This window comes from Serratia sp. CY33802, from assembly GCF_052169095.1.
Taxonomy (GTDB): Bacteria; Pseudomonadota; Gammaproteobacteria; order Enterobacterales; family Enterobacteriaceae; genus Serratia; species Serratia bockelmannii.
Genome location: NZ_JBJNLL010000003.1, coordinates 26170 through 46916, shown reverse-complemented (window position 1 = coordinate 46916; position 20747 = coordinate 26170). Strand labels below are relative to the sequence as shown.

At 60.2% G+C, this 20747-nt stretch carries 19 protein-coding genes; 14 read left to right on the top strand and 5 right to left on the bottom strand.

The annotated features are described in order from the left end of the window. From truD to rpoS, 5 genes are all read left to right on the top strand, one after another. The gene (gene truD, locus ACJ8HA_RS13565) at window positions 1-1047 is read left to right on the top strand and encodes a tRNA pseudouridine(13) synthase TruD (protein ID WP_151428284.1); all 1047 of its coding nucleotides are present in this window, start codon (window positions 1-3) and stop codon (window positions 1045-1047) included. Beyond that, entirely contained in the window at window positions 1028-1789 is a 762-nt protein-coding gene (gene surE, locus ACJ8HA_RS13560) for a 5'/3'-nucleotidase SurE (protein WP_043135825.1), read from the top strand. The genes truD and surE overlap by 20 nt, the downstream gene beginning before the upstream one ends. Then, on the top strand, window positions 1783-2409 hold the full coding sequence (locus ACJ8HA_RS13555) for a protein-L-isoaspartate(D-aspartate) O-methyltransferase (RefSeq protein WP_004932585.1): 627 nt from the start codon (window positions 1783-1785) through the stop codon (window positions 2407-2409). The genes surE and ACJ8HA_RS13555 overlap by 7 nt, the downstream gene beginning before the upstream one ends. Before the next feature lie 325 nt (window positions 2410-2734). Beyond that, complete coding sequence (gene nlpD / locus ACJ8HA_RS13550; protein WP_025301622.1) at window positions 2735-3730, top strand: murein hydrolase activator NlpD; 996 nt, start codon at window positions 2735-2737, stop codon at window positions 3728-3730. A 54-nt stretch (window positions 3731-3784) separates the two neighbouring features. Continuing rightward, window positions 3785-4783, top strand: a complete 999-nt coding sequence (rpoS, locus tag ACJ8HA_RS13545; protein ID WP_004932578.1) for an RNA polymerase sigma factor RpoS — start codon at window positions 3785-3787, stop codon at window positions 4781-4783. A gap of 79 nt (window positions 4784-4862) precedes the next feature. Here rpoS and mutS read toward each other — a convergent pair whose 3' ends face one another. The 4 genes from mutS to ACJ8HA_RS13525 all read right to left on the bottom strand — a co-directional run bounded on the left by mutS (window position 4863) and on the right by ACJ8HA_RS13525 (window position 10504). Beyond that, window positions 4863-7418 (bottom strand): DNA mismatch repair protein MutS, encoded by a 2556-nt coding sequence (gene mutS / locus ACJ8HA_RS13540; RefSeq protein WP_197812901.1) that lies wholly within the window; start codon window positions 7416-7418, stop codon window positions 4863-4865. A 308-nt stretch (window positions 7419-7726) separates the two neighbouring features. Then, window positions 7727-8719: a Vgb family protein gene (locus ACJ8HA_RS13535; protein ID WP_235614430.1), complete on the bottom strand. Its 993-nt coding sequence runs from the start codon at window positions 8717-8719 to the stop codon at window positions 7727-7729. A gap of 30 nt (window positions 8720-8749) precedes the next feature. Continuing rightward, window positions 8750-9721, bottom strand: coding sequence for an aldo/keto reductase (locus tag ACJ8HA_RS13530; RefSeq protein ID WP_089195548.1), 972 nt, complete (start codon window positions 9719-9721; stop codon window positions 8750-8752). Window positions 9722-9733: 12 nt separating this feature from the next. Continuing rightward, a complete protein-coding gene (locus ACJ8HA_RS13525; RefSeq protein WP_089195549.1) occupies window positions 9734-10504 on the bottom strand; it encodes an SDR family NAD(P)-dependent oxidoreductase in 771 nt (256 codons plus the stop codon). A gap of 136 nt (window positions 10505-10640) precedes the next feature. Between ACJ8HA_RS13525 and ACJ8HA_RS13520 the strand changes: the two genes are divergently transcribed. The 6 genes from ACJ8HA_RS13520 (at window position 10641) to chbG (ending at window position 16849) form a co-directional block, all read left to right on the top strand. After that, window positions 10641-11534, top strand: a complete 894-nt coding sequence (locus tag ACJ8HA_RS13520; RefSeq protein WP_025301628.1) for a LysR family transcriptional regulator — start codon at window positions 10641-10643, stop codon at window positions 11532-11534. 420 nt (window positions 11535-11954) lie between these two features. Further along, complete coding sequence (locus ACJ8HA_RS13515) at window positions 11955-12272, top strand: PTS sugar transporter subunit IIB (RefSeq protein WP_004932561.1); 318 nt, start codon at window positions 11955-11957, stop codon at window positions 12270-12272. A 12-nt stretch (window positions 12273-12284) separates the two neighbouring features. Further along, a complete protein-coding gene (gene chbC, locus ACJ8HA_RS13510) occupies window positions 12285-13646 on the top strand; it encodes a PTS N,N'-diacetylchitobiose transporter subunit IIC (RefSeq protein ID WP_016929034.1) in 1362 nt (453 codons plus the stop codon). Window positions 13647-13689: 43 nt separating this feature from the next. Next, window positions 13690-15075: a glycoside hydrolase family 1 protein gene (locus ACJ8HA_RS13505; protein ID WP_442515372.1), complete on the top strand. Its 1386-nt coding sequence runs from the start codon at window positions 13690-13692 to the stop codon at window positions 15073-15075. 15 nt (window positions 15076-15090) lie between these two features. Next, on the top strand, window positions 15091-15939 hold the full coding sequence (gene chbR, locus ACJ8HA_RS13500) for a transcriptional regulator ChbR (RefSeq protein ID WP_043135810.1): 849 nt from the start codon (window positions 15091-15093) through the stop codon (window positions 15937-15939). Between the two features lie 148 nt (window positions 15940-16087). Continuing rightward, a complete protein-coding gene (gene chbG, locus ACJ8HA_RS13495) occupies window positions 16088-16849 on the top strand; it encodes a chitin disaccharide deacetylase (protein WP_025301631.1) in 762 nt (253 codons plus the stop codon). 9 nt (window positions 16850-16858) lie between these two features. Here the strand turns inward: chbG and ACJ8HA_RS13490 are convergent, their stop codons facing one another. Continuing rightward, a complete protein-coding gene (locus tag ACJ8HA_RS13490) occupies window positions 16859-18238 on the bottom strand; it encodes an MFS transporter (protein WP_043135805.1) in 1380 nt (459 codons plus the stop codon). 243 nt (window positions 18239-18481) lie between these two features. On the opposite strand from ACJ8HA_RS13490, the gene pncC reads away from it, so the two are divergent. The 3 genes from pncC (at window position 18482) to recX (ending at window position 20719) form a co-directional block, all read left to right on the top strand. Then, entirely contained in the window at window positions 18482-18970 is a 489-nt protein-coding gene (gene pncC / locus ACJ8HA_RS13485; protein WP_060448145.1) for a nicotinamide-nucleotide amidase, read from the top strand. A gap of 111 nt (window positions 18971-19081) precedes the next feature. After that, window positions 19082-20146 carry a recombinase RecA gene (recA, locus tag ACJ8HA_RS13480; RefSeq protein ID WP_004932541.1) on the top strand — a complete coding sequence of 355 codons (1065 nt, stop codon included), beginning with the start codon at window positions 19082-19084 and terminating at the stop codon, window positions 20144-20146. Between the two features lie 60 nt (window positions 20147-20206). Next, window positions 20207-20719, top strand: coding sequence for a recombination regulator RecX (gene recX, locus ACJ8HA_RS13475; RefSeq protein ID WP_025301634.1), 513 nt, complete (start codon window positions 20207-20209; stop codon window positions 20717-20719). The last annotated feature ends 28 nt before the right edge of the window (window positions 20720-20747 follow it).

Sequence of the window (20747 nt, the reverse complement as noted above, 5' to 3'; positions counted from 1 at the left end):
ATGGATATGGCGAATCTGACCTGGCTGCATGGCCGGCCGCAGAGCACCGGGGTGTTGAAAGCCAATCCGGAAGATTTCGTGGTGGTGGAAGACCTGGGCTTTGCGCCGGACGGCGAAGGCGAGCACGTGCTGGTGAACATCCGTAAAAACGGCTGCAATACCCAGTTCGTGGCCGACTATCTGGCGCGCTTCGCCGGTATTCACGCCCGTTCCGTCAGCTATGCCGGCTTGAAGGATCGCCACGCGGTGACCGAACAGTGGTTCTGCCTGCATATGCCGGGCAAGGACACGCCGGATTTCTCACAGTTTGCGCTGGAAGGCTGCGAGGTGCTCTCGTTCGCCCGCCACCTGCGCAAAATGCGCATCGGCAACCTGAAGGGTAACCACTTTACGCTGGTGCTGCGCCACATTTCCGATCGTCAGGACGTGGAAAACCGTCTGCAGGCTATCGCCGCGCAGGGCGTGCCAAACTATTTCGGCAGCCAGCGCTTCGGCCGCGGCGGCAACAATCTGGTGATGGCGCGTCGCTGGGCAAACGACGAAATCCGCGTCAAAGAGCGCAGCAAACGCAGCTTCTACCTTTCCGCCAGCCGCAGCGCGCTGTTCAATCTGATAGTCGGCCGGCGCCTGGCCGACGGCCTGCAGCGCACCGTGCTGGAGGGGGACGCCCTGCAGTTGAGCGGCCGCGGCAGCTGGTTCGTCGCCAAGGCCGATGAGCTGGAGACGTTGCAGCAACGGCTGGATGCCGGCGAGTTGGTTGTCACCGCGGCGTTGCCGGGCGACGGTGAGCCAGGCTCCGCCGGCAAAGCCTTGGCTTTTGAACAACAATGCTTGGCGGAACAACCGGAATTGCTTACGCTTTTAAAGCGCGAGCGTGTCGAACCCGCTCGTCGGGCCCTGCTGTTGCAGCCGCAAAATTTGCAGTGGAACTGGTGGGATGACGTTACCGTGGAACTGCGCTTCTGGCTGCCAGCAGGCAGCTTCGCCACCAGCGTAGTTCGCGAAATCATGCAGCAGGATAACAGTGATGCGGATATTGCTGAGTAACGATGACGGCGTTAGCGCCCCGGGCATTCAGGTGCTGGCGGCGGCGCTGCGGGAGTTCGCCGAGGTGCAGGTCGTGGCGCCGGATCGTAACCGCAGCGGTTCTTCCAACGCCTTGACGCTGGAGTCGCCGCTGCGCACGCAGACGCTGGCCAACGGCGATATCGCGGTGCTGCAGGGGACGCCGACCGACTGCGTTTATCTTGGCGTCAACGCATTGATGCGCCCGGCGCCGGATATCGTCGTCTCCGGCATTAACGCCGGACCGAATTTAGGTGATGACGTCATCTATTCCGGCACCGTCGCGGCGGCGATGGAGGGCCGGCACCTGGGGCTGCCCGCACTGGCGGTGTCTCTGAACGGTCACCAACACTACGCAACCGCAGCGGCCATTACCTGCCGCATCCTGCGTGCGCTGCAGCGTGAACCGTTACGCACCGGAAAAATCCTGAATATCAACGTGCCGGATTTGCCGCTGGCGGAGATCAAAGGCATGCGCGTCACTCGCTGTGGCAGCCGTCATCCTGCCGATAAGGTCTTCTGCCAGCAGGATCCGCGTGGACAAAATCTCTACTGGATCGGGCCGCCTGGTGATAAATTTGATGTCGGGCCGGATACCGACTTTGCGGCGGTGGAACAAGGCTATGTGGCGATCACGCCGCTACAGGTGGATTTGACCGCCTACGCGGCGCAGGAAGTCGTGACAACATGGTTAACCAAGGCAGAGGTTAGCGGGGAATGGTGAACAAGCGTATGCAAACATTGCTGACGCAGCTGCGTCAGCAAGGGATCCGGGACGAAAAGCTGCTGAGAGCGATCGAGGCGGTGCCGCGCGAGCGTTTTGTCGACGAAGCGCTGGATCACAAAGCCTACGAAAACACTGCATTACCGATCGGCTCTGGCCAGACCATTTCTCAGCCTTATATGGTGGCGCGGATGACCGAGCTGCTGAATCTGAAGCCCACCTCAAGAGTGCTGGAGATCGGCACCGGTTCCGGTTATCAAACCGCCATCCTGGCGCATCTGGTGCAACACGTTTGTTCTGTCGAGCGCATCAAGGGGCTGCAGTGGCAGGCCAAGCGCCGCCTGAAGCAGCTCGATCTTCATAATGTTTCCACTCGCCACGGCGACGGCTGGCAGGGCTGGGCGTCGCGCGGCCCATTCGATGCGATCATCGTCACTGCCGCGCCGCCGGAGATCCCGCAGGCGCTGGTGGAGCAGCTGGACGACGGCGGCATTTTGGTGTTGCCGGTGGGCGAGCAGGCCCAAACCCTCAAACGCATTCAGCGTCATGGCAACGATTTCGTGGTCGATGCGGTAGAAGCGGTGCGCTTTGTGCCGTTGGTGAAAGGCGAATTGGCCTAGCGATTGTCTGATTTTTCGACCGTCTGCAAAATCTGTTGCACTTTCATCACGTGCGGATAAGGTTTTCTCGTTCCAATCAGGCTAATTTTCACTAGAATTGGCCTTTCTACGTAGTTGTCTTATGGTGCGGCGACGCCAATGTGGTTAGCATTGGCGCGCGTTTTGATGCTCCGGCGGGAGATGACCTGGCGTTCAGGGATCGGCCGGCGGCGCCTTTACATCGCAGAAACTGGGAAGTGGCAAAAGCTCGGCTACGATGTAAAGGGTATTTTGGATATATCACTGATATTGCTGTCATGGGGGAAGCATGAGCACGGGAAGCCCAATGATTACGTTACGCCGGGTAGCGGTGTGTACGATGGTAAGTTTGTGGTTGGCGGGTTGTACGAATACGGCCTCGACGTCGGCCCCTATCAGCAGTGTGGGCGGCGGCGCCGTTCCATCCGGCAATAATAATGGCGGAGTGCAGCAGGCCAGCCCAGAGGGCCGCATTGTCTATAATCGTAGTTATAACGCCATCCCAAAAGGGAGCTACAGCGGCGGCGAAACTTATACGGTCAAGCGCGGCGACACGCTGTTTTACATCGCCTGGATCACCGGCAATGATTTCCGCGACCTGGCTCAGCGCAACAATATTCCCGAGCCATACAGCCTGAATGTTGGTCAAACCATTCAGCTTGGTAATGGTTCTGCCAACGGCGGCGGCGGCATGTTGGCGACGACAGACGCGACCAAAGGCGGCGTTCCGAAGCCACCTTCCAGCGCCCAGATCCAGACGGCAACGGTTGATTCTCAATCAACTAACGCGTATTCTGAAAACTCGGGTAAACAGAATGTAGGTAAGATGTTACCTGCAGCAGGTGCCGCAGCGGTTGGGACCGCGACTGCGCCTGTTACCGCGCCGGAAGCCGCTCCACCCGTGAGCAGCACCGTCAGCAACAGCGCTCCGGTCAGTACTTGGAGATGGCCGACTGACGGTAAGGTTATTGATAACTTTTCCTCATCAGAAGGTGGGAATAAAGGTGTCGATATCGCCGGTTCTCGTGGGCAGCCTATCTTTGCTACCGCCGATGGTCGCGTAGTGTATGCAGGCAACGCTTTACGGGGTTACGGTAATCTAATCATCATCAAACATAATGATGATTACCTGAGCGCCTACGCTCATAACGACACAATGCTGGTCCGGGAACAACAAGAAGTGAAGGCGGGTCAAAAAATAGCCACCATGGGTAGCACCGGTACCAGTTCAGTACGTTTGCATTTTGAAATTCGTTACAAGGGGAAATCCGTAAACCCGCTGCGTTATCTTCCGCAGCGATAGATTGGGCAGAATACGCTGAGATTCTGCTCGCGGTATCACGGGTAGGAGCAGCATATGAGCCAAAATACGCTGAAAGTTAACGAGTTACATGATGATGCGGATTTCGACGAGAATGGAGCTGAGGCCGAGTCGTTTGATGAAAAAGCGCTGGTAGAAGAAGAGACCAGCGAGAACGATTTAGCGGAAGAAGAGCTGTTGTCTCAAGGCGTTACGCAACGCGTATTGGATGCGACGCAGCTCTATCTGGGTGAGATCGGTTATTCACCTCTGCTGACCGCAGAGGAAGAAGTCTATTTTGCGCGGCGTGCTCTGCGCGGTGACGTGCCGTCCCGCCGTCGCATGATTGAAAGCAACCTGCGGCTGGTGGTGAAAATCGCCCGCCGCTACAGCAACCGTGGTCTGGCGCTGCTGGATCTGATCGAAGAAGGTAACCTCGGTTTGATTCGCGCAGTGGAAAAATTCGACCCGGAACGCGGTTTCCGCTTCTCCACTTATGCAACCTGGTGGATCCGTCAGACGATTGAACGGGCGATCATGAACCAAACCCGTACTATTCGTTTGCCTATCCATATCGTCAAAGAACTGAATGTCTATCTGCGCACCGCGCGTGAGCTTTCCCATAAACTGGATCATGAACCGAGCGCTGAAGAGATTGCCGAGCAACTCGACAAGCCGGTGGATGACGTCAGCCGCATGCTGCGCCTGAATGAGCGCATCACTTCGGTGGATACGCCGCTGGGCGGGGATTCGGAGAAAGCGCTGCTGGACATTCTGGCCGACGAGAAGGACAACGGGCCTGAAGACACCACGCAAGATGACGATATGAAACAAAGCATCGTCAAATGGTTGTTCGAACTGAACGCCAAACAACGTGAAGTGTTGGCGCGTCGTTTCGGCCTGCTGGGCTATGAAGCGGCGACGCTGGAAGACGTAGGCCGGGAGATTGGCCTGACGCGCGAGCGCGTCCGTCAGATTCAGGTTGAAGGTCTGCGCCGTCTGCGTGAGATTCTGCAGATGCAGGGCCTGAGCATTGAGGCGCTGTTCCGCGAATAACGCCGGTTGTTGAACCGCATCAAATAAAAACGGTGAGCATTATGCTCACCGTTTTTTTATGCCTGCGTCTGGCGCCTGACTACACCATATTTTTCAGCCGGTAGATCCATTCCAGCGCCTGGCGCGGCGACAGGGAATCCGGATCCAGCGCTTCCAGGGCTTCAACCGCCGGCGAGGCCTCTTCCTGCAGCAGCGTCATCTGGGTGGCATCGACGCTGCCCGACGCGGTGTGGCTGGAGATAGACTCCAGCTCGCGCAGCTTCTGACGGGCGCGCTTGATGACGTCGCGCGGCACGCCGGCAAGCGCGGCGACCGCCAGGCCATAGCTTTTGCTGGCAGCCCCGTCCTGTACGCTGTGCATAAAAGCGATGGTGTCGCCATGTTCGAGCGCGTCCAGATGCACGTTGACCACGCCCTCCATTTTCTCCGGTAGGGTCGTCAGTTCGAAGTAGTGGGTGGCGAACAGTGTCATCGCCTTGATGCGGTTAGCCAGGTTCTCGGCGCAGGCCCAGGCCAGCGACAGGCCGTCGTAGGTGGAGGTACCGCGGCCGATTTCATCCATCAACACCAGGCTGTGTTCGGTGGCGTTGTGCAGGATGTTGGCGGTTTCGGTCATCTCCACCATGAAGGTGGAGCGGCCGGAAGCCAGATCGTCCGCCGCGCCGACGCGGGTGAAGATGCGATCCACCGGGCCGATGGTGGCCTTGGTGGCCGGCACGTAACTGCCGATGTGCGCCATCAGCACGATCAGCGCCGTTTGCCGCATATAGGTGCTTTTACCGCCCATGTTCGGGCCGGTAATGATCAGCATGCGGCGCTGCGGCGACAGGGTGAGCGGGTTGGAGATAAACGGTTCGCTCAGCACCTGCTCCACCACCGGGTGGCGGCCTTCGGTAATGCGGATCCCCGGCTGCTCACTCATGGTCGGGCAACCGTAGTTCAGGGTATCGGCGCGCTCGGCCAGGTTGGCCAGCACGTCCAGCTCGGCCAGTGCGGCGGCGCTCTGCTGCAGCTCCGCCAGGTGCGGCAGCAGCAGATCGAACAGTTCGTCGTACAGGCTTTTCTCGATCGCCAACGCCTTGCCCTTGGAGGTGAGCACTTTGTCTTCGTACTCTTTCAATTCCGGGATGATGTAGCGCTCGGCGTTTTTCAACGTCTGGCGGCGCACATAGTGGATCGGCACCAGATGGCTTTGGCCGCGGCTCACCTGAATGTAGTAGCCATGTACGCCGTTAAAACCGACCTTGAGCGTATCCAGCCCCAGCTTTTCACGCTCGCGGATCTCCAGCCGGTCGAGGTAGTCGCTGGCGCCATCGGCCAGTGCGCGCCACTCGTCCAGCTCGCTGTTGTAACCGGGGGCGATCACGCCGCCGTCGCGCACCAATACCGGCGGCGATTCAATCACCGCGCGCTCCAGCAGCTCGCGCAGCTCGTCAAACTGGCCCACCTGCGCCAGCAGCTGCTGCACGTGCGGGGTGTCCACGTCTTGCAGCAGCGCGCGGATGTCCGGCAATTGCTGGAAAGCATGACGCATGCGCGCCAGATCGCGCGGACGCGCGGTACGCAGCGCCAGGCGCGCCAAAATTCGCTCCTGATCGCCCACCTGACGCAGCGAAGGCTGCAGATCGGCGAACAGTTCCTGCAATGCGCCGATCGCCTGCTGGCGGGCGGTCAGCACCTTGATGTCTCGGGTCGGCATGTGCAGCCAGCGTTTCAGCATGCGGCTGCCCATCGGCGTGACTGTGCGATCGAGGATCGCCGCCAGCGTGTTGTCGCTGCCGCCGGACAGGCTCTGCGTCAGCTCCAGGTTGCGGCGGGTCGCGGCGTCCATGATGATGCCGTCCTGCTGGCGCTCCATAGTGATGCCGCGAATATGCGGCAGCGAAGTACGCTGGGTATCTTTGACGTATTGCAGCAGGCAGCCGGCGGCGCGCAGCGCCTGATGCGCCTGCTCGACGCCGAAACCGGTCAAGTCGCGGGTGCCGAACTGCAGGTTGAGCTGCTGGCGTGCGGTCTCCAGTTCGAATTCCCACAGCGGGCGGCGGCGCAGGCCGTGGCGTTGTTCGATCAGCTCCATTTGTTCGAAGGTTTCCGGGTAGAGCAGCTCGGCCGGATTGGTGCGCTGCAGCTCGGCAGCCATGGTTTCCAAATCCTGCGGCTCGGCGACGCGGAAGCGGCCGGAGCTGACGTCCAGCGTGGCATAACCGAAGCCACGCGCATCCTGCCAGATCGCCGCCAGCAGGTTGTCCTGGCGTTCTTGCAGCAGCGCTTCGTCGGTGATGGTGCCGGGGGTGACGATACGCACCACTTTGCGCTCGACCGGCCCTTTGCTGGTGGCCGGATCGCCGATCTGCTCACAGATGGCGACGGACTCGCCAAGCTGCACCAGCTTGGCCAGGTAGTTCTCTACCGCGTGGTGCGGCACGCCGGCCATCGGGATCGGTTCACCCGCCGAGGCGCCGCGTTTGGTCAGCGAGATATCCAGCAGTTGGGAAGCGCGCTTGGCGTCGTCGTAAAACAGCTCGTAGAAGTCGCCCATGCGGTAGAACAGCAGGATTTCAGGATGCTGGGCCTTGAGGCGCAGGTACTGCTGCATCATCGGCGTGTGCGAATCGAGTTTATCGGTGCTATTCATGCGATTATTTTTCCAATCCATTGAATGTAAAGGGAACTGTGATTTTCATTGTCGTCATTCGCTATCACATTGTTTCAGCAGACGCCGCCCCTTTTAGCGCTTGCCGGGCGGCGCAAATCAAATCATCAAAACGCCAAACGGCGCGCTCAAACCCAAGGTTTGCACAGACGCTTATACTAGCCCAGCGGGCAATCGGCTGTCACAGGTAAAAATGGGAAGCGCTGCGCAAGGCCGGTTTGTAACGCAGCGAGATTGTCGTTCGCCTGCGGGCAACAACGCAAGTCGCCGCCCGCAGTGGGGGGGCGACTTTATTGCGCGGCGGTGAGAGGCAGGGGCAGTTGATAGAGGCGGAAACTGTCGGGCACTTCGGTTTCATGGCCGGGCAGCAGACGGTGGCGGATGCGCGACTCGCTGACGAAGGCGCAGCCTTGTGGGGTGATAGTCAGGTTAACCGGCGACTCCATGCCTTCGCGCAAGACCTCAAGTTGGTGCATCCCTGCCGCCTTGGGTGACGGGATCCGCAGGATCCGCCCTTGGCCGCTCTGGATCCCGTTTTCCAGCACGATCAGCGCGCCGTCCGGCGCCAATCCCATTCCGTCCGGGTTTTCAATCAGGCGCGGCAGCTGCATTTCCGTCAGCTGCGGCTGCGGATCGTTATAGCTGAGGGTATAAAGCTTACCGGTGCCGAAATTGGCGACAGCCATCAGCCGATCGTCGAGCAGCACGATCCCGGCGGCGCCCAGCCCGCTGGGGGCCGCCAATCGCGCATCCTGAAACAGCGTACTGAATGCCGCTTCGCCCGGCCGCAGGCGCAGGATGCCGCCGCCGCGGGTTTCCGTCACGTACACCGTACCGTCTGCGCCGAGCACGATATCGTTGCCCATTTCCCCCGTCGGCAGTGCCAGGCTGCGGTTGAGGGTGCCATCCGCGACGTTCAGCGCATAGATGCGGTTGGCCCGCGATTTGCCGCCGGAAAGGAAGTCCGGCGAATTGCCCCACAGCAACCCGCGCCGTTCGTCCAGCCGCAGCGCGTTTGAGGCGAACACCGTGTCAGCGCCAGGGAAAAAGGTTTCCCACGCTTTACCCGGCCGCTTGCGCAGCACGTTGCCGCTGGTGATCAGGCCGACATACAACGTGCCGTCCGTCGCGCGGGCGATGCCGTTGGGATAAAGCGCGCCGGGCGGCAGCGTCATGCTGCTTTCGGCGCAGTGGGTATTGGCGGCGGCCTGCGCCGGAGTGGTCAGGGGGAGTGCGGCGGCGAGGGTGAACAACGCTGCTCGCGCGGTAAGCGCATATGACATGTCTTCTCTCCTGGAATGACGGAAAAGGGGCTACCAGCGATCGGGGCGGGCAGCCTGTGCCATTGGCGCCTCCAGCGCGGCTAGGTCTTCCGGCGATAGCCTGAGGGTGAGCGCTGCCAGCGCATCCTGCAGATGGTGCGGCTTGGACATGCCCACCAGCGGCGACGCCACGCCGGGTTTGGCCAGCAGCCAGGCCAGCGCGATCTGCGCCGGTGGAACGCCGCGTGTGGCCGCCACCTCCGCGACCGCCGCGACGGTGCGTTCCACTTCGTTTCTGCCGCCGTACCAACGGGGCGCCTGTTCGTCGGTGGCGGCGCGCAGCGTGCCGGCGTTGCCGGAGCCGGCCAGCACGCCGCGGGCCAGCGGCGACCAGGGCGTCAGGCTGAGCCCCTCCTCCAGACACAGCGGGATCAGCTCCTCTTCATCTTCACGCGTCACCAGGTTGTATTGGCTCTGCAGCGAAATAAACGGCGCCAGGCGGTGCTGACGTTGAAAGGCCAGCATTTTCATCAGGCGCCAGGCGTGCAGCGAGGAGGCACCGAGATAGCGGATCTTGCCCGCCCGCACCAGGCTGTCGAGGGTATCGGTGGTTTCTTCGATCGGCGTTTCGGTGTCGAAGCGGTGCAGCACAAACAGATCGAGGTAATCCGTCCCCAGCCGCTGCAAAGAGGCGTCGACGCTGTGCAGCAGGTGCTTGCGCGACAGCCCTCGGCTGTTCGGCTGCGCGTCCATCGGAAAGTAGGCCTTGGTGGCGATCACCACGTCTTCACGGCGGGCGAACGCCTTCAGCGCGCGGCCGAGAATGCGCTCGCTTTCTCCGCCGGAGTAAATGTTGGCGGTATCGAAAAAATTGATGCCCGCTTCCAGCGCCTCGCGGATAAAGGGGCGCGCTTCATCTTCTTTCAGCACCCAGGGCCGCCAGGCCGGATCGCCGTAGGTCATGCAACCCAGGCAGAGGCGGGACACCTGCAGGCCGCTGTCGCCAAGCCGAACGTAGTTCATGGCATCGTCTCCTCAGCGCATGCCGGCGATGGTGTAACCGCCGTCCACCAGCAGGCTTTGGCCGGTGATGAAGCGGGCCTCGTCCGTCGCCAACCACAGCGCCACATCGCCGATGTCTTCCGATTCGCCCAAGCGGCCGGCGGGCGTATGGGCGATAAAGGGCGCGAACGCCGCGCTGTCGGCCACGCTGCCGCGCGCCATCGGCGTGTCGATGATGCCGGGGTTGATGTTGTTGACGCGGATGCCCTGGCCGCTGTATTCGAGCGCCACCGCGCGGATCATCGCATCGAGCGCGCCTTTGCTGGCGGAGTAGCTGGATGAGCCGGCCAGCGCGCCGTGGGTCAGCCAGGAGGAGGTGTTGATGATCACGCCGCCTGAATGCTGTGCCAGGAAGGTTTCAATCTCGTATTTCATCGCCAGCCAGACGCCTCTGAGGTTAATGGCGATCACGCGGTCAAAATCCTCGCTGCTCTGTTCGGTGATGGGGGCGAAGTTGCCGATGATGCCGGCGTTGTTGAAAGCGACGTCGAGCCGGCCGTAGTGGGCGGTCACTGCGGCGAGCAGCCTACGGATATCGTCTTCCAGGGAGACGTCGGCCACGATGGGCAGGGCGTCACCGCCGGCTAGCGCGATATCGCGCGCCGTGGCTTCGATCTCCGCCGCGCGCCGGCCGACCAGTGCGACTTTGGCGCCCTCGCGGGCATAGGCCAGCGCCGCAGCGCGGCCGATACCGGTACCGCCGCCGCTCACCAGTACGACTTTGTCTGCCAGACGGCGCGGCATTTCATGGGTTGGAGCTGTAGCATTAATCATCGCATCGATACCTGGTAATGGGTTCGATCGCAATGCTATGTTGTTAGATGACGGATAACTATCCGCTAAAAATTCATCTCACTATTAGATAATTTATATCAATAGCATGAAGAAACCCGAACTGTCCGGCCTGGCGGCCTTCGTGGCTATCGCCAGTGAACGCAGCTTCCGCCGCGCCGCCGCCCGATTGGGCGTGACGCCGCCGACGCTGACCCACACCCTGCGCGAACTGGAGGCGCAGGTGGGCATTCGCCTGCTGAACCGCACCACCCGCAACGTCTCGCCGACGGAGGCCGGAGAGCATCTGCTGGCGCAGCTGGTGCCGGCTTTTACCGACATCGACGCCGCGCTCGAGAGCCTGAATGCGTTTCGCGAAGGGCCGCGCGGCCTGGTGCGCATCAACGCGCCGCGTTCTGCGATCGATCTCGCCATCGTGCCGCATCTGGGGCGGTTGGCCAGCGAATACCCCGGCATTACGCTGGAAGTGGTGGCGGACGAGGGGTTCGCCAATATCGTCGAGCAAGGTTTTGACGCCGGCATCCGGCTCGGTGAGGACCTGCATAACGATATGCGCGCGGTGCGCCTGACACCGGATCTGCGTTTCGCCATCGTCGCCACGCCGGACTATTTTCAGCGGCACGGCGAGCCGACGCATCCGCGGGATTTACTGCAGCACCGTTGCATCGGTTGGCGCAAAGCCTCTTCAGGCGAGCGCTACAAATGGGCTTTTCAGCAGGGGGAGCAGCGATTTTCTGTGGCGGTTAACAGCCCGTTGATACTCGATGACGGCAGGATGATGGTGCAGGCGGCGCTGGCGAACGTCGGCATCGCTTTTGCCATCGAGCAGGAGGTGGAAGAATACCTGGCGAGCGGGCGGCTGCGGCGGGTGCTGGCCGACTGGTGCACGCCGTTTCCCGGTTTTTACCTCTATTACCCCAACCGCAGGAACCATTCCGTGGCGCTGGCCACGGTGATCGAGTTGCTGCGTCTGCCCATGTAATCCTCTTTGCCTGCTGCCGTCGCGTTCGGATGGCAGCAGCCGAATCAAGCTTGAACTATTTTTATTCCCTCGCCGTTTGTTCAGGCGCAAATAACCTCTTAAATTCTCAGCGAGTTCATAACTTGCTGTTTATAATTGTTATTTGATTATTTATTAAGAATATTCTGAGTTATTAGCGGTTATTTGAGAGCCCGGTCACACTATTTTTTTGTGCAAAATGTGAAGAGGGTCAATCCATCAGGTCAATGAGAGACGGTTCTGTTTCCTCTTGGCTTACCGATCCGTTTTTCATGCTCCGTATACTGTCTGTAACCAGGGCAACGTGACGGAAATTTTCATAAGGAATGTGCGTGAAGCAATCGTGATTGCATCTGGCATACAAATAACACCGGGTTTTTTTGATTATCTGAGGTGCTTGGTATGGAAAAGAAAAAAATCTATCTGTTTTGTTCTGCCGGTATGTCCACTTCCCTGTTGGTATCAAAAATGAAGGCGCAGGCCGAAAAATATGAAGTGCCGGTGATCATCGCCGCCTATCCGGAAGCGCTGGCCGCGGAGAAAGGCGTTGAAGCGGATCTGATCCTGCTGGGGCCGCAGATCGCCTACACCCTGCCGGAAGTGCAGAAACAGCTGCCCAATAAACCTGTTGAAGTCATCGATCCGCTGTTGTACGGCAAGGTCGATGGGCTGGGCGTACTGAAGGCCGCGGTGGCCGCCATCAAGAAAGCCAATCAATAACAGGAGGCCGCCGTGAATACCCTCATTGCCTCGCTCGAGAAGGTTATCCTGCCTTTCGCCGTAAAAATCGGTAAGCAGCCCCACGTCAACGCCATCAAAAACGGCTTTATCCGCCTGATGCCGCTGACCTTGACCGGGGCGATGTTCGTGTTGATCAATAACGTGTTCCTGAGCTTTGGCGAGGGATCGTTCTTCTATTCGCTGGGCGTGCGATTGGACGCATCCACGATCGAGACGCTCAATAGCCTGAAGAGTATTGGCGGCAGCGTTTACAACGGTACGTTGGGGATCATGTCCCTGATGACGCCGTTCTTTATCAGCATGGCGCTGGCCGAAGAGCGCAAGGTCGATCCACTGGCCTCGGCGCTGCTGGCGGTGGCGGCCTTCATGACCGTCACGCCGTTCAACGTCGGCGAGGCCTATGCGGTGGGCGCCAATTGGCTGGGCGGCGCCAACATCATTTCCGGTATGGTGATCGGGCTGGCGGTGGCTGAGATGTTTGCTTTCATCGTACGGCGCAACTGGGTGATCAGCTTGCCGGACAGCGTGCCGGCTTCGGTGTCGCGCTCTTTCTCGGCGCTGATCCCCGGTTTCATCATCCTCTCCATCATGGGGCTGGTGGCGTTCGCGCTGGCGCACTGGGGCACCAACTTCCACCAGATCATCATGGACGGCATTTCGGCGCCGCTGGCCAAGATGGGCAGCGTGGTGGGCTGGGTTTACGTGCTGTTCTCCTCGCTGCTGTGGTTCTTCGGGGTGCACGGCTCCATGGCGCTGGCGGCGCTGGACAGCGGCATCATGACGCCGTTCGCGCTGGAAAACGTGGAGCTGTACAACAAATACGGTTCGGTCGAAGCGGCGGTGGCCGCCGGCAAAGAGTTCCATATGTGGGCGAAACCGTTCGTCGACTCCTACATCTACCTTGGCGGCACCGGCTCGACGCTGGGCCTGATCATCGCCATCTTCATCGCCTCGCGCCGCGAAGATTACCGCCAGGTCGCCAAGCTGGCGACGCCGTCCGGCATCTTCCAGATCAACGAACCGATTCTGTTCGGCCTGCCGGTGATCATGAACCCGGTGATGTTCATTCCGTTCATCCTGGTGCAGCCGGTACTGACCATTATCACCTCGCTGGCTTATTACTCCGGGCTGATCCCGCCGATCACCAACATTGCGCCCTGGACCATGCCGGTCGGCCTGGGGGCATTCTTCAACACCAACGGCAGCATCATGGCCATGTTGCTGAGCCTGTTCAACCTGGCGGTCGCCACCGTGATTTATCTGCCGTTCGTGGCGATCTCCAACAAGGCGCAGAGCCAGATCGACGCGGCGACGGAAAGCGAAGAAGACATCGCCAAGGCGCTGAAATTCTAACTGTGGAACGGGGCGGCGCGGCCGCCCCGCGAGGGACACGAGTATGGAATATCAATTTGCCGACGGGTTCTGGTGGGGCAGCGCCACCTCCGCGCCGCAGTCTGAAGGTGCGGCAGCGCGGGACGGCAAGAGCCGCAATATCTTCGATTATTGGTACGAGATCGCGCCCGAGCGCTTTCACGATCGGGTGGGGCCGGCCGAGGCCTCGACCTTTTACGACCATTTCCGTACCGATATCGGGCTGCTCAAAACGCTGGGCCACAATACCTTCAGAACCTCGATTTCGTGGTCGCGGCTGATCCCGGACGGCGACGGCGAGGTGAACCCGCAGGCGGTGGCCTTCTATAACGCGATGATCGACGAGCTGCTGGCGCAGGGCATCACCCCGTTTATCAATCTCTATCACTTCGATATGCCGCTGTGCATGCAGCAGCGCGGCGGCTGGGAAAACCGGGCAGTTGTCGAAGCCTATGCGCGTTATGCCGACATCTGCTTCGGTCTGTTTGGCGATCGGATCACCCACTGGTTCACCTTCAACGAGCCGATCGTGCCGGTGGAGGCCGGTTACCTGAATGACCTGCATTACCCTTGCGTGGTGGATTTCAAACGGGCGATCACCGTGGCGTATCACAGCGTACTGGCGCACTCCATGGCGGTGCAGCGTTTCAGAGCGCGCGAGCTGCCGGGGAGCATCGGCATTATTCTGAATCTGAGCCCGACCTATCCGCGCTCCGACGCGCCGGAGGATCGGCAGGCCGCATACGACGCCGATCTGCTGCTCAACCGCAGTTTCCTCGACCCGGTCGCCAAAGGGCGTTATCCGGCGGCGTTGCTGCACTTGCTGGAGCGCCATGGGCTGATGCCCTACTGCGAGCCGCAGGATGCGCAACTGATCGAAGGCGGCGTGGTGGATATCCTCGGCGTCAATTACTACCAGCCGCGCAGGGTACAGGCGAAAGAGGGGCGTCGTGCCGAGGGGCCGATCGCATCGCCGGAGGATTTGTTCAGTTACTATGCAATGCCGGGCCGCAAAATCAATCCGCATCGCGGCTGGGAGATCTATGAGAAGGGGCTGTACGACATTCTGATGGATCTGAAAGAGAACTACGGCAATCTGCCTTGTTATATTTCCGAAAATGGCATGGGCGTTGAGGGCGAAGAGGCGTTTATCGGCGCCGATGGGCGGGTGGAGGACGATTACCGCATCGAGTTTATTCGCGATCACCTGAAGTGGCTGCACCGCGCGCTGGCGGAAGGCTCGCAGTGCAAGGGCTATCATCTGTGGACCTTTATCGACTGCTGGTCTTGGCTGAACGCCTACAAGAATCGTTATGGGCTGGTGCGGCTGGATCGGGCGGAGCAGCGGCGCACCATCAAAAAAAGCGGCTACTGGTTTGCCGAGGCGGCCAGACGCAACGGATTTGACTAACGGGAGGCCGGCGCCGTGTCCGATAACCGAATTTCGCTGAGTGCGAACGACGTGAAGCTGATTCGCGAGCAGGATTTCTTTAACTGCAAAGATTTTCACCTGTTCATCTACAACAAGGTGGAAAGCGCCACCGGGCTGCATCAGCACGATTATTACGAGTTCACCATCGTGCTGAGCGGCAAATGTTATCAGGAGATCAACGGCAAGCGGGTGCTGCTGGAACGCGGGGATTTCGTCTTTATCCCTATCGGCTCCTACCACCAGAGCTTTTACGAGTTCGGCGCGACGAAAATCTTCAACGTGGCGGTCAGCAAAGCGTTCTTTGAAGAGCACTATTTGCAGCAGCTGCCGCGTTGCTTTGTCGCCTCGCAGGCCTACAGCCTGAGAAGCGAGTTCTTGGCCTACATCGAGTCGGTGGTGAGTTCGCCACAGTTTCGCGAGGATGACTTCGCCGAATTTCTCGAAACGCTGACTTTCTATGTGATCAGCCGTATTCGTCACTATAAAGAAGACAATGACGGCGGCGATGATATCCCGCAGTGGCTGAAGAACACCCTCGCCGGCATGCATGACAAGGCGATGTTCGGCGAAAGGGCGTTGGCGAACATGGTGGCGCTGTCGGGGAAAACCCAGGAATATCTGACCCGGGCGATGCGGCGCTACTACCAGAAGACGCCGATGCAGGTGATCAACGAGATCCGCATCAACTTCGCCAAGACGCAGCTGGAGGTCACCAACTATTCAGTTTCCGATATCGCCTTTGATTCTGGCTATGGCGACGTCAGTCTGTTCATTAAAAACTTCAAGCGGCTCACCGACGTGACCCCAGGCAACTACCGAAAAAAGTGTTACGGCCCTCTTTAGGGCCGCTCCCGATCAGTATTAACGCCGATATGCCGATGAGCTTTAGGCCGCCGGCCGGTTAATCATTCGATTTTTACCTTCGAGAAGGGGAATGCCGCGCCGGTCGGTCGGCCTTTCCTTGCCGAAAATTCATCCTGCGGGAGCCATTATGGAAAAACTACTGATCGTGAATGCCGACGACTTCGGCCTGAGCAAAGGACAGAACTACGGTGTCGTCGAGGCGTATCAGCATGGCGTCGTTTCCTCCACCACGGCGATGGTGAACGGCGGCGGCGCGGAGCATGCTGCAGCGCTCAGCCGGCAATATCCCGGATTGCCGATCGGGCTGCATTTCGTTTTGACCCATGGCAGGCCGCTGGGCGCCATGCCTTCGCTGGTCAATGAGCATGGCGAGCTGGGCAAATGGCTGTGGCACCGCGCCGAGGCCGGCGAGCTGCAGCTGGACGAGATTCAGGAGGAGCTGCAGCGCCAGTTCACGCGGTTTGTGACGCTGTTCGGCAGGGCGCCAACGCACATCGACAGCCACCACCATGTGCATATGCAGCCGCAGATTTACCCGCTGGTGGAGGCGTTTGCGCAGGCACAGGGTCTGCCGCTGCGCCTCGATCGCGAAGAGGCGAAACGGCGCGGTATTGCGTTGCAGACGCCCTACAGCACCGACGCGTTTGACGCGGGATTCTACGGTGAAACGATTTCCGAAGCCTTGTTCCTGCAGAGGTTGGCGCGCGCCGACGCGCAGGGCGCCGAGTCATTGGAAATGATGTGCCACCCGGCGTTCCTCGATGCGACGATCCTGCAGAGCAAATACTGCCACCCGCGCCTCGTCGAGCTGGATGTGTTGACAGCGCCGACGCTGAAAGCGGCGATCGCCGAACGCGGTTTTATGCTGGGCTCTTTCCAGGATCTGTAGCACCACCGTTTACAGCATGGCGTGCGCCTTTTTCAGGCCGGTGTCCTCTTGCGGATCGGCTCCCTGAGGCAAGGGTTCCTCCTCCTGTTCTTCGGGCTGCGGCTCCTCGACATCGGGCGCCGCTTCCGGCGGCGGCATGGTGTCGTGAATGATCTGCTCATCGAAGGTCGGATTGAGCGCCGGCGACAGCGGTGAACTGGCGAGGCTGTCTGGCAGCGCAATGTGCGGCACCGGCGCGTCCTGTGCCAGCTGCGGTTCCTCCGCTTTCGCCGTACGGCCGAGGGCCGCCAGCAGTACGCCGCACAGAGCGAAGAAGGCGTACAGGATATTGCCGCCAAGCGGCTCGATCAGCGCGCCGACCGCCAACGGCCCGATGCTGGCGCCGACGCCGAACGCCATCAGCAGACAGGCGGCCAGCGAGACGCGGCGCTCCGGCTCGATCAGATCGTTGGCCAATGCCACCACCAGCGGATAGAGCGTAAACTGCAGCATGCTGACGACGAACCCCACCGCCAGCAGCAGCGGGAAATCGATGTGCGGCAGCAGCGCCAGCGGCAGCGCCGCCACGATCAGCAAAATGGCGTTGAAGCGCATCAGCAACGGGCGGTTATAGCGATCCGACAGCCAACTGAGCGGGAACTGCGCCACCAACCCGGCGAAGATGGCCAGCGCCATGAACAGGCCGGTTTGCTGAGTGGTTAAGGATTGCAGGCTGGCGTAGACCGGCGCCAGGCCGTAAAACGAGCCCACCACCATGCCGATCACCAACGTGGTGGCCAGCACCTTGGGAATGGCGCCGACAAAGTAACGCAGCTCCATCGGGGCCGGCGACATGTGGCGCGCATTGGTGCGGGTGGTGAGAGCGATCGGCACCAGACAGAGCGCGAAACACAGTGCGATCACCAGCAGCGTGGTGATGCCCAGATTGCTTTGCAGCATCAGCACGATCTGGCCCAGCGACATGCCGAGATAGGTCGCCGCCATATAGAAGCCGAACACCATGCCGCGCTGGTTGGATTCCGCCTGGTCGTTCAGCCAGCTTTCCAGCACCATATACTGGCACATCATGCACAGCCCGATCACCAGACGCAGCGCGACCCAGGCGGGAATGAACTCCGTCAGGCCGTGCCCCAGCACCGCGGCGGTGATGATGCCGGCGCAGGCCACGTAGGCGCGGATATGCCCAACGCGGGCGATGAGAAAGTGGCCGACTTTGCCGCCGATCACCAACCCGATGTAGTTGGCGGCGATGATAGCGCCGATCAACGCGCTGCTGACGTGGATGGAGGTCAGCCGCAGCGAGACGTAGGTGGTGAGCAGGCCCGAGCCCAACAGCAGCAGCAGGGTGGTGGTGTACAACGGCAAAAATACGCCCAACGTTTTTTTCACGCTATCATCCTAATCTCTTCTGGTGCGCCCTGAGGCCGCCGCCGCAGCGTGCCGCCTCCGTGATGTTCCTTGTGCTGGTGCGCCACCGCTCGATGGGGCGCTTCTTTTGATACTAGCAGCTTGGCCGGGCGCTTAAAACCGCACCTCCTGCGAGGCGCTGCGCATTTCAACGTGTCAGCCGCTGCAGCGCCTTGATAAATGCTACTATCGGGCGCATATACCTGAATTCGCGAGGGAGGGATTATGAGTGAAAACCAACTGCGTCAGCTCAGCGTGCTGGCAGGGGAGAAACTGAAGGCTCAGGGCCGCTGGATCACCTGTGCGGAATCCTGCACCGGGGGGGGGATCGCCAAGGCCATTACCGATATCGCCGGCAGCTCCGCCTATTTCGATCGCGGTTTCGTCACCTACAGCAATGCGGCAAAGCATGACCTGCTGGGGGTGAGCGAAGCGACGTTGGCGGCGCACGGCGCGGTCAGCGAAGAGGTGGTGCGCGAGATGGCGATAGGGGCGCTGCGGGCGGCGCAGGCCGATCTGGCGCTGTCGGTGAGCGGCATCGCCGGCCCGGACGGCGGCAGCGCGGAAAAGCCGGTCGGCACCGTGTGGTTCGGTTTCGCCGGCAGCGATGGCCGGGGGCTGTCGCGCAAGATGCAATTCGAGGGCGACCGCGATGCGGTGCGGCTGCAGGCGACGATTTTCGCGCTGCAAACCGCCATCGACGAATTTTTGTAAATTAGGCTTGATACTGTATGACCATACAGTATAATTAGTGACATTTCCTGCACAACATACATTCAGTGGCAGTGTGGGGTAACACCGGCATTGCGAAACGAAGGAGCAAAAATGGCTATTGATGAGAACAAGCAAAAGGCGTTAGCTGCGGCACTGGGCCAGATTGAGAAACAGTTCGGCAAAGGCTCCATCATGCGCCTGGGTGAAGACCGCTCCATGGACGTGGAAACGATCTCCACCGGCTCACTGTCACTCGATATCGCTCTGGGCGCTGGCGGCCTGCCGATGGGCCGCATCGTCGAAATCTACGGCCCGGAATCGTCCGGTAAAACTACCCTGACGCTGCAGGTGATCGCCGCTGCGCAGCGCGAAGGCAAAACCTGTGCGTTCATCGATGCCGAGCACGCGCTGGATCCTATCTATGCGAAAAAGCTGGGCGTTGATATCGACAACCTGCTGTGCTCCCAGCCGGACACCGGCGAGCAGGCGCTGGAAATCTGTGATGCGCTGACCCGCTCCGGCGCGGTTGACGTCATCATCGTCGACTCCGTGGCGGCGCTGACGCCGAAGGCGGAAATCGAGGGTGAAATCGGCGATTCGCACATGGGTCTGGCGGCGCGCATGATGAGCCAGGCGATGCGTAAGCTGGCCGGCAACCTGAAAAACGCCAATACCCTGCTGATCTTCATCAACCAGATCCGTATGAAGATCGGTGTGATGTTCGGCAACCCGGAAACCACCACCGGTGGTAACGCCCTGAAGTTCTACGCTTCGGTACGCCTGGATATCCGTCGTATCGGCGCCATCAAAGAGGGCGACGAAGTGGTGGGCAGCGAAACCCGCGTGAAAGTGGTGAAGAACAAAATCGCTGCGCCGTTCAAACAGGCTGAATTCCAAATCATGTACGGCGAAGGCATCAACAGCCGTGGTGAGCTGGTCGATCTGGGCGTGAAGCACAAGATGATCGAAAAAGCCGGCGCCTGGTACAGCTATAACGGCGAGAAGATCGGTCAGGGCAAGGCGAACGCCTGTAACTTCCTGAAAGAAAACCCGGCTATCGCCGCCGAGCTGGATAAGAAACTGCGCGACCTGCTGCTGCACAGCGGCGGTGAGCTGGTGGCTGCCTCCGGTGACGACTTCGAAGATGACGAAGCGGAAACCAGCGAGCAGTTTTAATCGCTGAAGATGTGCGCCGCCGTTTATGTGGCGCACATCCCCTGAATTCAGGCTCAAATGATGAATGACTTGCTAAGCCGCGCCATGCGCCTGCTGTCGCAACGCGATCATAGTGAAGCTGAACTGCGCCGCAAACTTGCGGCGCAGCCGTTTGTGGCGAAAGCCCGTTTTGGCGGCAAGGGGCCACATGCGTCGACATCACCGCCGGTGGCTGAAGAGCCGGTAGATCCTGCGCTGATCGAGCAGGTTATCGCCTACTGTTATCAGCATAATTGGCTGGACGATAAGCGTTTCGCCCACAGCTACATTGGCAGCCGCAGCCGCAAAGGTTACGGCGCGCAGCGCATCCGCAGCGAACTGATGCAAAAGGGCGTCGACAAAGCGCTGGTACAGGACGCGCTGGCGGAATGCGACATCGACTGGTGTGAACAGGCGAAACAGGTGGCGCAGCGAAAATTTGGCGATGCGTTGCCAACTGACTGGAAAGAGAAAGCCAAAGTGCAGCGTTATCTGCTCTATCGCGGCTTTTTCCAGGAAGAAATTCAGTCAATTTACCGTGATTTTGCGCAATGAGCGCACACGGGGTTTTACTTCCCTCTGA

Bases quoted from the DNA above. Each gene is read 5' to 3' on its own strand.
- truD (WP_151428284.1), top strand. From the start codon at position 1: ATGGATATGGCGAATCTGACCTGGCTGCATGGCCGGCCGCAGAGCACC.
- surE (WP_043135825.1), top strand. From the start codon at position 1,028: ATGCGGATATTGCTGAGTAACGATGACGGCGTTAGCGCCCCGGGCATT.
- ACJ8HA_RS13555 (WP_004932585.1), top strand. From the start codon at position 1,783: ATGGTGAACAAGCGTATGCAAACATTGCTGACGCAGCTGCGTCAGCAA.
- nlpD (WP_025301622.1), top strand. From the start codon at position 2,735: ATGATTACGTTACGCCGGGTAGCGGTGTGTACGATGGTAAGTTTGTGG.
- rpoS (WP_004932578.1), top strand. From the start codon at position 3,785: ATGAGCCAAAATACGCTGAAAGTTAACGAGTTACATGATGATGCGGAT.
- mutS (WP_197812901.1), bottom strand. From the start codon at position 7,418: ATGAATAGCACCGATAAACTCGATTCGCACACGCCGATGATGCAGCAG.
- ACJ8HA_RS13535 (WP_235614430.1), bottom strand. From the start codon at position 8,719: ATGTCATATGCGCTTACCGCGCGAGCAGCGTTGTTCACCCTCGCCGCC.
- ACJ8HA_RS13530 (WP_089195548.1), bottom strand. From the start codon at position 9,721: ATGAACTACGTTCGGCTTGGCGACAGCGGCCTGCAGGTGTCCCGCCTC.
- ACJ8HA_RS13525 (WP_089195549.1), bottom strand. From the start codon at position 10,504: ATGCCGCGCCGTCTGGCAGACAAAGTCGTACTGGTGAGCGGCGGCGGT.
- ACJ8HA_RS13520 (WP_025301628.1), top strand. From the start codon at position 10,641: ATGAAGAAACCCGAACTGTCCGGCCTGGCGGCCTTCGTGGCTATCGCC.
- ACJ8HA_RS13515 (WP_004932561.1), top strand. From the start codon at position 11,955: ATGGAAAAGAAAAAAATCTATCTGTTTTGTTCTGCCGGTATGTCCACT.
- ACJ8HA_RS13505 (WP_442515372.1), top strand. From the start codon at position 13,690: ATGGAATATCAATTTGCCGACGGGTTCTGGTGGGGCAGCGCCACCTCC.
- chbG (WP_025301631.1), top strand. From the start codon at position 16,088: ATGGAAAAACTACTGATCGTGAATGCCGACGACTTCGGCCTGAGCAAA.
- pncC (WP_060448145.1), top strand. From the start codon at position 18,482: ATGAGTGAAAACCAACTGCGTCAGCTCAGCGTGCTGGCAGGGGAGAAA.
- recA (WP_004932541.1), top strand. From the start codon at position 19,082: ATGGCTATTGATGAGAACAAGCAAAAGGCGTTAGCTGCGGCACTGGGC.
- recX (WP_025301634.1), top strand. From the start codon at position 20,207: ATGAATGACTTGCTAAGCCGCGCCATGCGCCTGCTGTCGCAACGCGAT.